This window comes from Bradyrhizobium sp. B120 (assembly GCF_049075665.1).
Taxonomy (GTDB): domain Bacteria; phylum Pseudomonadota; class Alphaproteobacteria; order Rhizobiales; family Xanthobacteraceae; genus Bradyrhizobium.
Genome location: NZ_CP185242.1, coordinates 330,946 through 344,353 on the forward strand (window position 1 = coordinate 330,946; position 13,408 = coordinate 344,353).

Consider the following 13,408-nt stretch of genomic DNA (forward strand, 5'->3'; position numbering starts at 1 on the left):
ATTTGCCGCAGCTCCCTCCGCCGTCATTCCGGGGCTCGCGAAGCGAGAGCCCGGAATCCATCGGGCCGCATGTGCTGTGGTGAAATGGATTCCGGGCTCTCGCTGCGCGAGCCCCGGAATGACGATTGAGGGAGTTCTCCGCTAAGCCGCCGGCTTCGCCGCCTGGTCCTCGCTCGACAACAGATGCAGCAGCGCGCTCTTGATCGCGGCCTGCCGGGTCGGCGCCGTGATCTGGGCGCCGAGCAGGTCGGTGACATAGAACACGTCGCGGGCGCGCTCGCCGAAGGTCGCGACATGCGCCGAGGCGATGTTGAGGTTGAGCTTCGAGATCGCGGTCGTCAGCTGGTAGAGCAGGCCGGGGCGGTCGAGGCCGGAGACCTCGATCACGGTGTAGCGGTCGGACCACTGGTTGTTGATGGTCACTTCGGGCTCGACGATGAACGGCCGCGCCTTGCTGCGCACCGCGCGCTTGGCCACCGCCTCGGGCAGCCTGAGCTTGCCCTCCAGCACCTGTTCGATCATCTCGCCGATCCGCGTCGCGCGGCGGCCTTCGTCATCGTCGCGGTCGTATTCGCGCGAGATCGAGATGGTGTCGAGCGCGCGGCCGTCGGTCGTGGTGTAGATCTGCGCGTCGACGATGTTGGCGCCGGCCGAGGCGCAGGCGCCGGCGATGATCGACAGCAGCCAGGGATGGTCGGTCGCCAGAATCGTGAGCTCGGTGACGGCACGGACCTCGTCGAAGCCGACATTGATCGCGAGCTTGTGGCCGGCCTGCTCGCTGGCGCGGATGAAGCGCGCCTGGCGGATCTTGCGCGGCAGCTCGACCTTGAGCCAGTAGGCCGGATAGTGCCGGCCGATATAGGCGTTGAGCTCGACCTCCGGCCATTCGGTGAAGGCGCGGCGGAATTCGGCCTGCGCCACCGCGATGCGCTGGGCGCGGTTGACCTCCGAGAAGCCGCCGGTCAGAACCGGCTCGGTCTCGTAATACAGCGTGCGCAACAGTTGCGCCTTCCAGCCGTTCCAGACGCCTGGGCCGACGCCGCGGATGTCGGCAGTGGTCAGGATCGTGAGCAGCTTCATCTGCTCGACCGACTGCACCACGGCAGCGAAATTCTCGATGGTCTTGCGGTCCGACAGATCGCGCGATTGCGCCACCGTCGACATCGTCAGATGTTCCTCGATCAGCCACGCCACCAGCTCGGTGTCGGCGGCCGAGAAGCCGAGCCGCGGGCACAGCCGCCGCGCCACCTTGGCGCCGGCGACCGAGTGATCCTCAGGCCTGCCCTTGGCGATGTCGTGCAGCAGGGTTGCGATATAGATCACCGGGCGGTGCTCGGGACGGATCTTGCGGAACAGGTCGCTGGCGACCGTGAACTCCTCGTTGCCGCCGCGCTCGATGTCCTGCAGGTAGCCGATGCAGCGGAGCAGATGCTCGTCCACCGTATAGTGGTGGTACATGTTGAACTGCATCATCGAGACGATCTTGCCGAAGGCGCGGATGAAATGGCCGAGCACGCCGGTCTCGTTCATCCGCCGCAGCACGGTCTCCGCATCGTTCGAGGTCAGGATCTCCATGAACAGGCGGTTGGCTTCCTCGTTGTCGCGGAGCTGGGTGTTGATCAGCTTCAGCGAGCGCGTCACCGTGCGCATCGCATCGGGATGGAAGGCGAGGTTGTTCTGCTGCGCGAGGCGGAAGATCCGGATCAGGTTGACCGGATCGTGCTTGAAGACATCAGGGGCGGCGAGGTTGATGCGGTTGTTGTCGACGATGAAGTCGTCGCTGCCGGCCACCCGCCGCCGCTTGGTGCCGGGCCGCAGCCGCGCCACCATCCGGCTCAGCACCGGCGCCGGCTTGTTGTGCTCCTCCTCGAGCTTGGCGCACAGGATCGCGGTGAGGTCGCCGACGTCTTTCGCGATCAGGAAGTAGTGCTTCATGAAGCGCTCGACGTCCTGCATGCCGGGATGCGAGGTGTAGCCGAGGCGCACCGCGATCTCGCGCTGCATGTCGAACGATAGCCGCTCCTCGGCGCGCCCTGCAAAGAAGTGCAAATTGCAGCGCACCGACCACAGGAAGTCGGCGCAGCGGCGGAAGGTGCGGTACTCCTGCGCGTCGAACACGCCGCGCTCCAGCAGCTCGTCGGTCTCGCGCACGCGGTAGACGTATTTCGCGATCCAGAACAGGGTATGCAGGTCGCGCAGGCCGCCCTTGCCGTCCTTGACGTTGGGCTCGACCAGATAGCGCGACTGGCCGGCGCGGCGATGCCGCTCCTCGCGCTCGGCAAGCTTGGCGGTGACGAATTCCGCCGCGGTGCCCTGCACCACTTCCTTGTCGAAGCGTTCGACCAGCTCGTCGTAGAGCGGCTGGTCGCCGGTCAGGAACCTGGTTTCCAGGATCGCGGTGCGGATCGTCATGTCGCCGCGCGCCTGGCGGATCGATTCATCGACCGAGCGCGTGGCGTGGCCGACCTTCAGTCCCATGTCCCAGAGGCAATAGAGAATGGCTTCGGCGACCTGCTCGCCCCAGGCGGTCTGCTTGTAGGGCAGGATGAACAACAGATCGATGTCGGATTCCGGCGCCATCAGCCCGCGGCCATAGCCGCCGGTCGCGACCACGGCCATGCGTTCGGCGCCCGAGGGGATCGGCGAGTGGTAGAGATGCCGGGTCGCCGCGGCGTAGAGGATGCGGATGATCTCGTCCTGCACGAAACACAGCCGTTCCGCGCAGCGCCGGCCGTGGCGGTCCTTCAGCAGCAGCTCCTGCGCCGTGGCGCGCGCCGCGATCAGCTCGGCCTTGAGCAGTTGCGCCATCGCGGCGCGGAACTGATCCTCGCGGCCGGCATGCTGCTCGGCGAGTGCATTGACCGCCGCGGTGATCCGCTCGGTCTCGAAACGACCATCCGCTTCAGGGCGGACTTCGGCTACGACGCTGTCCATACGTTCATCCGATATCGGACCAAGCTGTTGCTGTCACTGACCAAAGTATAAGGACAGCAGCTCCATTCTGTTTCCTGGGCACCCAGAGCAAGCCTGTGCTCGCGCCGGCAAACAAAGGGTAGAGATTTTCTCGTTGACCGCAAGGCTAACTCATTGAATTAAAAGTGTGTTTCTTAATCAACCCAAGGGGGGCGACGGATGCAGAATTTTTCCCGGCGCGCGTTTGCGGCGCTGCTTGCGGTCTCGACGTTCTTGCCCGGCACAGCGCTCGCCGCCGACGCGCTGAAGGAGATCCGGATCGACTGGGCAACCTACAATCCGGTGTCGATGGTCCTGAAGCAGAAGGGTCTCTTGGAGAAGGAGTTCGCCAAGGATGGCATCAGCATCGTCTGGGTGCAGTCGGCCGGCTCCAATAAGGCGCTCGAATTCCTCAATGCCGGCTCGATCGATCTCGGCTCGACCGCGGGCTCGGCCGCTTTGGTCGCCCGGATCAACGGCAACCCGATCAAGTCGATCTATGTCTATTCGCGCCCGGAATGGACCGCGCTGGTCACCACCAAGGACTCCAGGATCGCGTCGGTCGCCGATCTCAAGGGCAAGCGCGTCGCGGTGACGCGTGGCACCGACCCGCACATCTTCCTGGTCCGCGCGCTGCTCGGCGCCGGTCTGACCGAAAAGGACATCACGCCGGTGCTGTTGCAGCACGCCGACGGCAAGACCGCGCTGATCCGCGGCGATGTCGACGCCTGGGCCGGCCTCGACCCGATGATGGCGCAGGCCGAGATCGAGGACGGCGCCAAGCTGTTCTACCGCAAGGCCGACGCCAACACCTGGGGCATCCTCAATGTGCGTGAGGAGTTCTTGAAAGCGCACCCGGATATCGTCCGCCGCGTGCTCGCGACTTACGAGGAGGCGCGGAAATATTCGCTGGCGAACTATGACGAGCTGAAGAAGACCTTCATCTCGGTCACCAAGCTGCCCGACGCCGTGGTCGACAAGCAGCTCAAGGAGCGCACCGAGCTGACCCACGGCCGGATCGGCGCGCCCCAGCGCGAGTCGATCTTGGCCGCGGGCCTCGCCTTGCAGCAGGCCGGCGTGATCGACGCCAAGACCGACGTGAAGGCCGCGCTCGACAGCCTGATCGACGATCAGGTCCCGCTGCCCACCAACTAACCACTGTCGTCCCGGACAAGCGAAGCGCGATCCGGGACCCATAACCACAGGGCGTCGTTGTTGCACAATGCTGTGGCCCCAGCTTGCTCCCTCACCACGCTCGGTGGTTATGGGTCCCGGCCTTCGCCGGGACGACGTGGGGATGGGGTCGGGCCCACCCACCTTGCAATCCCGCCGGAAGAATAGTTCTTGCTATGGCCATGACCGTTGACCTGCCCGCGCTGGAACAGACGGCCGCGCCGCGTGCGGCGTCGACGCGATGGTCGCGTTATGCGCGCCCGGTGCTCGGGCTCGTGCTGCCGGTCGCGCTCGCGCTGGGCTGGGAGCTGGTTGTGCATCTCGGCTTTTCCAACGGCCGCCTGGTGCCGCCGCCGTCGAAGGTGTTCGAGACCATCGTGGCGCTCGCCAGAAGCGGCGAGCTGTCGCGCCATATCCTTGCCACGCTCTGGCGCGTCGGTGCAGGTTTTGCGCTCGGCGTCGTCGCCGGCACCATCATGGGCGCGATCTCCGGTTATTGGGATTTCGCCAAGCGCGTTCTTGATCCGACCGTGCAGGCGCTGCGCGCGATCCCGTCGCTCGCCTGGGTGCCGCTGTTCGTGCTCTGGCTCGGCATTTTCGAGACCTCGAAGGTGGCGCTGATCGCGGTCGGCGTGTTCTTTCCGATCTATCTCGGCGTGATGGGCGCGATCCTGTCGGTCGATCGCAAGGTGGTCGAGGTCGGCCGCGTGTTCCGCCTGTCCGGACCGGCCATGATCCGCCGCATCCTGTTGCCGGCCGTGCTGCCGGCCTATGTGGTGTCGCTGCGGGTCGGCCTCGGCCTCGGCTGGATGTTCGTGGTCGCCGCCGAACTGATCGGCGCCTCCGAAGGCCTCGGCTATCTTCTGCTCGACGGCCAGCAACTCGGCAAGCCGGCGCAGATCCTCGCCGCGATCGTGATCTTCGCGATCCTCGGCAAGCTGACCGACTGGCTGATCGAGGTCGCAACGGCGCCGCTGCTGCGCTGGCAGGACGCGTTCGGCGCGCGGGGAGGGCAGTGATGCTCGCACTGAAGGACGTCGGCAAGACCTACCCGAACGGCGTCCACGCGCTGGAGCGCTTCTCGGCCGAGGTCCAGCCCGGCGAGATCATCGCGATCATCGGCGGCTCCGGTTGCGGCAAGTCGACACTCTTGCGCGCCATCGCCGGCCTCGATCGCGCAAGCACCGGCAGCGTGACGCTCGACAATGCGGTGATCACGTCGCCGCACGCCAAGATCGGCATCATCTTCCAGGAGCCACGGCTGCTGCCCTGGCTCACGGTCGCCGACAATATCGGTTTCGGTCTCGCCGACCTTCCGGCCGAGGTCAGGCGCGAGCGGGTCGCGGCGGCGCTGGCCCGCGTCGGCCTTGCCGACAAGGCGACGGCCTGGCCGCGTGAGCTTTCCGGCGGGCAGGCGCAGCGGGTCGCGATCGCCCGCGCGCTGGTGCCGCAGCCCGAAGTGCTGCTGCTCGACGAGCCGTTCTCGGCACTCGATGCCTTCACGCGGCGCGACCTGCAGGACCATCTGCTCGATCTCTGGGCCGACACGCGCCCGACCCTGATCCTGGTCACCCACGACGTCGACGAGGCGGTGGTGCTGGCCGACCGCGTGCTGGTGATGCGGCCGCGGCCGGGCCGGCTGTTCGAGCAGATCACCATCAATCTGGCGCGGCCGCGCGACCGCAAATCGGAGCTGTTCGACACCTTCAAGCGCCGCGTGCTGACCGCGCTCGACCGCTCGCTGGACCGTTCGGTGCGTGACGTCACGGACAAATCCAGCGCCGGCGAGGCGATGTGGTGGTGACATCGGCGCTATAAGGCCTTACATCGGCATAAAGAAGAACAGCCGGGAGCAGAACCATGGACTCCGCCGAACTCCGCGCAATGCAGGCTCCGATCAAGGAGCGTTACAAGTCCGATCCCCAAGCCGCCGTGATCACGTTGAAGGCCAAGGGCACGATCGACAGCGAAAGCCTGTCCTGCAAGGTCGAAACCGGCCGCGCACTCGCGGTCGCCGGCCTGCATCCCGCCACCGGCGGCTCCGGGCTCGAGCTCTGCTCCGGCGACATGCTCTTGGAGGCGCTGGTCGCCTGCGCCGGCGTCACGCTGAAATCGGTCGCGACCGCCGTCGAGGTGCCGCTGAAGGTCGGCAACGTGTTCGCCGAGGGCGATCTCGATTTCCGCGGCACGCTCGGTGTCGACAAGGAGGCCCCGGTCGGCTTCCGCGAGATCCGCCTCCGCTTCGACGTCGGCACCGACGCGCCGCAGGACAAGCTCGATCTGCTGCTGAAACTCACCGAGCGTTATTGCGTGGTCTATCAGACCATCAAGAACGGCCCGAAAGTGTCGGTCACGATGCAGCGGGTCTAGCCGGATTTAATCGGTGTCGTCCCGGCGAAAGCCGGGACCCATACGCCGTGCCTTCTCGATTCAAGCTTCGCTGTCCAACGGCTTTCACTCCCCACGAATAGTCGTGGTTATGGGTCCCGGCCTTCGCCGGGACGACACCCGATGTCCCCCGAACTCCACTTCGTCCTGCTCCTCGTGCTGCGCATGGCGGTTGCGGCCGCCTTCGTGGTCAGTGCGTCCATCATCACGGAACGTTCGGGGCCGGTGATCGGCGCGCTGATCGCCACCCTGCCGATCTCGGCCGGGCCGTCCTACACCTTCCTCGCGCTCGATCATGACGCCGCCTTCATCGCCGAGGGCGCGCTGTCGAGCCTGCCGGTCAATGCCGCGACGATCTTCATGGGTCTCACCTACGCGGTGCTGGCGCAGCGTTTCAGCATGTGGATCAGTGCGGGCTCCGCGATCGCGTTGTGGCTCGTGCTCGGCACCATCATCCGCCAGTTCGCGTGGACGCTTGCCGGCGGCTTGATCCTCAACGCCATTGCCTTTGCGATCTGCATTCCGCTGCTCAAGCCTTATCGGCACGTCGCGAAAATGCCGCTGATCGCGCGGCGCTGGTACGACATTCCGCTGCGCGCCGCGCTGGTCGCAAGCCTGGTCGGTACCGTCGTCACCGCGTCGACCTGGGTCGGCCCGCGCGTCACCGGCGTGATCGCGCTGTTTCCGATCGTGTTCTCTTCGATGATGCTGATCCTGCATCCGCGGATCGGCGGCCCCGCCACCGCCGCCGTGCTCGCCAACAGCGCCTGGGGCCTGCTCGGCTTCGGCCTCGGCATCGCCGTGCTGCACGTCGCGGTGCTGCAATTCGGTTCGCCGATCGGCCTCGCTTGCGCGCTCGCCACCTGCATCGTGTGGAATCTGGCGCTGTGGCAACTCGGCCGGAGGAAAGCCGTGAAGGCGTAACCGCGTCATTGCGAGGAGCGCAGCGACGAAGCAATCCATCCCGCCGCGCATGTGGAGCGATGGATTGCTTCGCTTCGCTCGCAATGACGGGTGAGGCACCCGTAGCCCGGATGCAGCGCAGCGCAATCCGGGGGCAGTCGTGCAACGGAGAGAGTTTCCCGGATTTCGCTGCGCTGCATCCGGGCTACGGCCTACTACTTCGGCAGTTTCGCCCGCAACGCATACAGCGCATCCAGCGCTTCGCGTGGCGACATCTCGTCGGGGTGCAGGGCCTTCACCGCCTCGACCAGCAAATCCGTCTCGCTCGGCGGCTTTTCCTCGCTGGCGGCGCGGGAGGGGACGGCGAACAGCGGCAGGTCGTCGGCCAGGGCGCGCGCGGTCTGGCCGCGGTCCTGGGCTTCGAGTTTGGCCAGCACCGATTTGGCGCGCGTGATCACGGCGGGCGGCAGGCCGGCGAGCTTGGCGACCTGGATGCCGTAGGAGCGGTCGGCGGAGCCCGGCAGCACCTCGTGCAGGAACACGACGTCGCCCTGCCATTCCTTGACCCGCACCGTGGCGTTGAACATCCGCGGCAGTTTCGCCGAGAGCGCCGTCAGCTCATGATAGTGGGTGGCAAACAGCGTGCGGCAGCGGTTGCTCTCATGCAGGTGCTCGATCGCGGCCCAGGCAATCGACAGGCCGTCGAAGGTCGCGGTGCCGCGGCCGATCTCGTCGAGGATCACCAGCGACCGCTCGCTCGCCTGGTTCAGGATCACGGCGGTCTCGACCATCTCGACCATGAAGGTCGAGCGTCCGCGCGCCAGATCGTCGGCGGCGCCGACGCGCGAGAACAGCCGGTCGACGATGCCGAGCCGAGCCCGCGACGCCGGCACGTAAGAGCCGATCTGCGCCAACAGCGCGATCAGCGCATTCTGGCGCAGGAAGGTCGACTTACCGGCCATGTTCGGACCGGTGATCAGCCAGAGCTGACCGGACTTCTGTCCCGGCGCCGGCGACAGGTCGCAGGCATTGGCGATGAACGGCTGGCCGTCGCGCTTCAGCGCCTGCTCGACCACCGGATGGCGGCCGCCCTCGATCGCGAAGCCGAGCGAGCCGTCGACATCGGGCCGCACGTAATTGTCGTCGATCGCAAGCTTCGCCAGCGAGGTCGCGACGTCGAGCATCGCAAAGGCATGCGCGGCGTTGCGCAGATCGTCGCTGGCGGCAAGCGCCATCGCGCTGAGCCGCTCGAAGATCTCGAGCTCGAGGTTGAGCGCGCGCTCGCCGGCGTTGGCGATCTTGGCCTCGATCTCGCCGAGCTCTGCCGTGGTGAAGCGGACCTGCCCGGCCAGTGTCTGGCGATGGATGAAGGTCGCATTCAGCGGCGGCGCGAACAGCTTGTCGCCGTGCTGCGCGGTGACCTCGACGAAATAGCCGAGCACATTGTTGTGCCGGATCTTCAGCGTCTTGATGCCGGTGTCCTCGGCATAGCGCGCCTGCATCGCGGCGACGACGAGCCGCGAGGCATCGCGCAAATTCCGGCTCTCGTCGAGCGCCGCCTCATAGCCTTCGCGGACGAAGCCGCCGTCGCGCTTGATCAGCGGCAATTGCTCTGACAGTGCCCGTGTGAATTCCTGCGCCAGATCGCGCGAGGGACGTTGCAGCGCCGCCATCACCGAGGCCACCTCGGCCGGCGGATTGGCAAGCTGCGCCAGCAGCTCCAGCGCTTCGTCGGCGGCAAGGATGCCGTCGCGCAGGCTGGCGAGGTCGCGCGGGCCGCCACGGCCGACCGAGAGCCGCGCCAGCGCGCGCGACATGTCGGGCGCCGCGCGCAGCACGGTCCTGACGTCCTCGCGCGCGGCGGAATCCGCGACGAAGGCGGAGACGGCATCGAGCCGCCGCGCGATCACGGCAACATCGGTGAGCGGCGCGGCCAGGCGCTGCGCCAGCAGGCGCGAGCCAGCCGCTGTCACGGTGCAGTCGATCGCATCGAGCAGCGAGCCGCGGCGTTCGCCGGCGAGCGTGCGCGTCAGCTCGAGGTTGGCGCGGGTCGCCGGGTCGATCGCCATCGTGGTGCCGGCGGCCTCGCGCGCCGGCGGCGACAGCGGCGGACGTTTGCCGACCTGGGTGCGATCGATATAGGTGACGGCCGCGGCGGCGGCGGTCGCCTCCAGCCGGGACATCGCGGACAGGCCATCCATGGTCGCGACTGCGAAATAGTCGCACAGCCGCCGCTCGGCAGTGGCGCTGTCGAACACGTCGCGGGTCAGCGGTGTCACCGACGGCAGCTCGCGCAAGGTCGGTGCCAGTTCATTGTCGCTATAGAGCGCGTCGGTGACGATGGCCTCGTTCGGATTGATGCGGGCCAGCGTCGCCGCAAGCTCTGATGTCGCGCACTCCGTCACCATGAATTCGGAGGTCGAGATGTCGATCCAGGCAAGGCCGAGACGATCCGCGCCGGCCGAGCCGCGGGCGCGCGCGATCGCGATCAGGTAATTGTTGGTGCGGGCGTCGAGCAGCGTATCTTCGGTCAGCGTGCCCGGCGTCACCAGCCGCACCACGCCGCGGCGGACCACGCTCTTGTTGCCGCGAGCTTTTGCCTCGGCGGGATTTTCGGTCTGCTCGCACACCGCGACGCGGTGGCCGGCGCCGATCAGGCGATGCAAATAGTCCTCGGAACGTTCGACCGGAACGCCGCACATCGGGATGTCGATGCCCTGATGCTTGCCGCGCTTGGTCAGCACGATGCCGAGCGTCTTCGAGGCGATCTCCGCGTCCTCGAAGAACAGCTCGTAGAAATCGCCCATCCGGTAGAACAGCAGCAGGCCGGGGCGGGCGGCCTTGATCTCCAGGTACTGTTCCATCATCGGCGTGACGCGCGACGGCGCCTCGGCGGCAGTGGCTTCGGGCGGAACGGGGATGGGCTGCTGAATGGTCATGAGGTGGCGGAAACTACAGAATTTCGCCATGCGGTCCTATCCGCGAAGGGGGAGTTTTCCACCCTGTCCACGGTGCCATTATGACAGCCCTCACGGTAATGCGTGCAGGGCGCGCAGCGCCGTCAATTGACCTGCCGCGGGCACGCTCCTAAAACTCACCTCAAGTTCCAGCCGATCCAGCGCCTAAGTCGCGGCATTCAGGGAGAGATTCAATGCGTGATGTCTATATTTGCGATGCCGTCCGGACTCCGATAGGCCGTTTCGGCGGTTCGCTCGCCAAGGTGCGCGCCGACGATCTCGCGGCGGCCCCGATCAAGGCGCTGATGGCCAAGCACCCGACTCTCGACTGGAATCAGGTCGATGAGGTCTATTTCGGCTGTGCCAACCAGGCCGGCGAAGACAACCGCAATGTCGCGCGCATGGCGCTGCTGCTCGCCGGCATGCCGGAATCGGTTCCCGGCCAGACCCTGAACCGGCTCTGCGCCTCCGGTCTCGACGCGGTCGGTGCCGCGGGCCGCGCCATCCGCGCCGGCGAGATCGATTTCGCGATCGCAGGCGGCGTCGAATCGATGACGCGCGCGCCGTTCGTGATGGGCAAGGCCGCGGAAGCCTTCTCCCGCTCGTCCGATATCTACGACACCACGATCGGCTGGCGCTTCATCAACCCGCTGATGAAGGCGCAGTACGGCGTCGATGCGATGCCGGAGACCGGCGAGAACGTCGCCGAGGAATTCCAGGTCTCGCGCGCCGATCAGGATGCGATGGCGATCCGCTCGCAGCAGCGCGCGGGTGCGGCGATCGCGTCGGGCTATTTCGCCGAGGAGATCGTGCCGATCCAGGTGCCCGGCGGCAAGGCCGGCCCTGTTACCGTCGACAAGGACGAGCATCCGCGGCCGGAGACCACGCTCGAAGCTCTCGCCAAGCTGAAGCCGATCGTGCGCAATCCGGGCACGGTCACCGCGGGCAACGCGTCGGGTGTCAATGACGGCGCCGCCGCGATGATCCTCGCCTCCGAGGCCGCGGTGAAGAAGCACGGCCTGACCCCGCGCGCAAAGATCCTCGGCCTCGCCTCGGCGGCGGTGCCGCCGCGCATCATGGGCATCGGCCCGGTGCCGGCGACCAGGAAGCTGGTCGAGCGGCTCGGCATCAAGGTGTCGGACTTCGATCTGATCGAGCTCAACGAGGCCTTCGCCTCGCAGGGCATCGCGTGCCTGCGTCAGCTCGGCGTCAAGGAAGATGCCGATTTCGTCAATCCGCATGGCGGCGCGATCGCGCTCGGCCATCCGCTCGGCATGAGCGGCGCGCGGCTGGTTCTGACCGCCGTGCACGGGATGGAGAAGCGGGGCGGCAAGCTTGCCTTGGCGACGATGTGCGTCGGGGTCGGCCAAGGCGTTGCGGTCGCGATCGAAAAGCTGAACTAAGACGCGAAGCAGGTGGGCGCTCTCAGGCGCCCACCTTGACCAGGCCCGACTTCGGGACGTCGCGCGCGACGAAGTCCGAGTAGGACGACAATTCGCGCCCCTTGGTTTCCGGAAGCAGCAGCGCGGCGAGCAGGACGACCCCGTAGGCGCCTGCGGCAAAGATGCCGATTGCGTTGCCCAGACCCAGGGCCGATGCGGCCATCCCGACAACCATCGGGAAGAAGGCGGCGAGCCCGCGGCCGACATTGTAGCAGAAGCCTTGCCCGGCAGCCCGCACCTCGGTCGGATACATCTCGGTCAGCAACGGACCCATGCCGCTGAAGATCCCTGACGAGAAGAAGCCGAGCGGAAAGCCCAGCACCATCATCATCGCATCCGACACCGGAAGGTGCGTGTAGGTGTAGACGACGACGCCGGAGCCGATCGCGAATGCGATGAATCCGATCCGCCGGCCGAGCGCGTCATTGAGGTAGGCGCTGACGATGTAGCCGAAGAAGCTCCCGATCACGACGACCAGCAGATAGCTGAAGCTGCCGATGACAGTGATATGGCGTTCCGCCTGCAGAAACGTCGGCAGCCATGTCGTGATCGCGTAGTAGCCTCCCTGCGCACCGAGGGCGAGCAACGAGCAGCGCAGTGTGGTCCACCAGAGATGGGGGCCAAAGATAGCCAGCGTGCCGGGGGTTGACCCAACGTCCTTCTGGACCTTGGTGAAGGCTTCCGGTTCGTCGACATGGCGTCGAATGAAGAACGTCGAGATGGCCGGCAGGATCCCGATCAGGAAAAGACAGCGCCAGGCATAGTCCTGGGGAAGGAAGGTCAGGATCAGCGTCGCCAGAACGACGGCCAGTCCCCAGCCGGCTGCCCAGGAGCCCTGGACGAAGCCCACCACCTTGCCGCGATTGCGGGCGCTGACGACTTCACCGATCAGCACGGCGCCGGCGGCCCATTCGCCGCCGAAGCCCAACCCTTGCAGGCCACGACAAACCAGCAATCCCCAGAAGCCGGTGGTCAGGCCGCACAGTGCAGTGAAGACGGCGAACCAAAGCACGGTGATCTGCAGCGTTCTCACCCGCCCGAGCCTGTCCGCCATGATGCCGGCCAGCCAGCCGCCGACGGCCGAAAGCACCAGCGTGCTGGTCGCGATGGTCCCGGCCTCGGCTTTCGTAATGAACGAGATGCCGATCAGAACGGGTATCGCCATGCTGTAGATTTGCACGTCGAGCGCATCCAGCGCGTAGCCGCCGAAGCAGGCCCAGAATGTGCGTCGTCCGTCCTTACCGAGATCGGAGTACCAATCGAACATATTGCCGTCCCCCATTGATGATTGATCCAAGAACGTGAAATTCGCGCTCGTCGGCCGGACGATCGCGTGGCGTCGGCGAACAAGGGATCAGCAGGCGTCGTCCGCGCTGAAAGCGACGCGTGGCCCGCAGGACGACAGGCCCGGATCTCGTCAGCGCGTACCGCGGTGCGGCCGGCCGTCGCTCATTTGCGCTGAATTCGGCAGCACGTCGTCGTGGTTCGAGCATGCCGACCCCATGGGACGGTCTCGCTTCGATCAGCCCGCTCGAGGTGCCCCTGGCCATGCCAAATCTCTCTGGTGCTGAGAGACATCATCATGACCGGCTC

9 protein-coding genes are annotated in these 13,408 nt (G+C 66.4%); 6 read left to right on the forward strand and 3 right to left on the reverse strand.

Translation table 11 applies throughout. The features are described from left to right. Window positions 1–141 precede the first annotated feature (141 nt). On the reverse strand, window positions 142–2,934 hold the full coding sequence (locus tag ACOIX3_RS01570) for a [protein-PII] uridylyltransferase (protein ID WP_420968091.1): 2,793 nt from the start codon (window positions 2,932–2,934) through the stop codon (window positions 142–144). Window positions 2,935–3,132: 198 nt separating this feature from the next. On the opposite strand from ACOIX3_RS01570, the gene ACOIX3_RS01575 reads away from it, so the two are divergent. From ACOIX3_RS01575 to ACOIX3_RS01595, 5 genes are all read left to right on the forward strand, one after another. After that, window positions 3,133–4,107: an aliphatic sulfonate ABC transporter substrate-binding protein gene (locus ACOIX3_RS01575; protein WP_420968092.1), complete on the forward strand. Its 975-nt coding sequence runs from the start codon at window positions 3,133–3,135 to the stop codon at window positions 4,105–4,107. A gap of 200 nt (window positions 4,108–4,307) precedes the next feature. Continuing rightward, window positions 4,308–5,144, forward strand: coding sequence for an ABC transporter permease (locus ACOIX3_RS01580; protein WP_420971948.1), 837 nt, complete (start codon window positions 4,308–4,310; stop codon window positions 5,142–5,144). Next, entirely contained in the window at window positions 5,144–5,929 is a 786-nt protein-coding gene (locus ACOIX3_RS01585; RefSeq protein ID WP_420968094.1) for an ABC transporter ATP-binding protein, read from the forward strand. Before ACOIX3_RS01580 ends, ACOIX3_RS01585 begins: the two co-directional genes overlap by 1 nt. 56 nt (window positions 5,930–5,985) lie before the next feature. Beyond that, window positions 5,986–6,495 carry an OsmC family protein gene (locus tag ACOIX3_RS01590; protein WP_092120317.1) on the forward strand — a complete coding sequence of 170 codons (510 nt, stop codon included), beginning with the start codon at window positions 5,986–5,988 and terminating at the stop codon, window positions 6,493–6,495. A gap of 141 nt (window positions 6,496–6,636) precedes the next feature. Continuing rightward, window positions 6,637–7,437 (forward strand): hypothetical protein, encoded by an 801-nt coding sequence (locus ACOIX3_RS01595; RefSeq protein ID WP_420968095.1) that lies wholly within the window; start codon window positions 6,637–6,639, stop codon window positions 7,435–7,437. Between the two features lie 194 nt (window positions 7,438–7,631). Here ACOIX3_RS01595 and mutS read toward each other — a convergent pair whose 3' ends face one another. Further along, on the reverse strand, window positions 7,632–10,355 hold the full coding sequence (gene mutS, locus ACOIX3_RS01600; protein ID WP_420971949.1) for a DNA mismatch repair protein MutS: 2,724 nt from the start codon (window positions 10,353–10,355) through the stop codon (window positions 7,632–7,634). 212 nt (window positions 10,356–10,567) lie between these two features. Between mutS and pcaF the strand changes: the two genes are divergently transcribed. Further along, complete coding sequence (gene pcaF, locus ACOIX3_RS01605) at window positions 10,568–11,776, forward strand: 3-oxoadipyl-CoA thiolase (RefSeq protein ID WP_420968096.1); 1,209 nt, start codon at window positions 10,568–10,570, stop codon at window positions 11,774–11,776. A gap of 22 nt (window positions 11,777–11,798) precedes the next feature. Here the strand turns inward: pcaF and ACOIX3_RS01610 are convergent, their stop codons facing one another. Further along, a complete protein-coding gene (locus tag ACOIX3_RS01610; RefSeq protein ID WP_420968097.1) occupies window positions 11,799–13,097 on the reverse strand; it encodes an MFS transporter in 1,299 nt (432 codons plus the stop codon). Window positions 13,098–13,408 lie beyond the last annotated feature (311 nt).

Coding starts and splice junctions, on each gene's coding strand:
- ACOIX3_RS01575 (WP_420968092.1), top strand. CDS start 3,133: ATGCAGAATTTTTCCCGGCGCGCGTTTGCGGCGCTGCTTGCGGTCTCG.
- pcaF (WP_420968096.1), top strand. CDS start 10,568: ATGCGTGATGTCTATATTTGCGATGCCGTCCGGACTCCGATAGGCCGT.
- ACOIX3_RS01610 (WP_420968097.1), bottom strand. CDS start 13,097: ATGGGGGACGGCAATATGTTCGATTGGTACTCCGATCTCGGTAAGGAC.
- ACOIX3_RS01580 (WP_420971948.1), top strand. CDS start 4,308: ATGACCGTTGACCTGCCCGCGCTGGAACAGACGGCCGCGCCGCGTGCG.
- ACOIX3_RS01590 (WP_092120317.1), top strand. CDS start 5,986: ATGGACTCCGCCGAACTCCGCGCAATGCAGGCTCCGATCAAGGAGCGT.
- ACOIX3_RS01595 (WP_420968095.1), top strand. CDS start 6,637: ATGTCCCCCGAACTCCACTTCGTCCTGCTCCTCGTGCTGCGCATGGCG.
- ACOIX3_RS01570 (WP_420968091.1), bottom strand. CDS start 2,934: ATGGACAGCGTCGTAGCCGAAGTCCGCCCTGAAGCGGATGGTCGTTTC.
- ACOIX3_RS01585 (WP_420968094.1), top strand. CDS start 5,144: ATGCTCGCACTGAAGGACGTCGGCAAGACCTACCCGAACGGCGTCCAC.
- mutS (WP_420971949.1), bottom strand. CDS start 10,355: ATGACCATTCAGCAGCCCATCCCCGTTCCGCCCGAAGCCACTGCCGCC.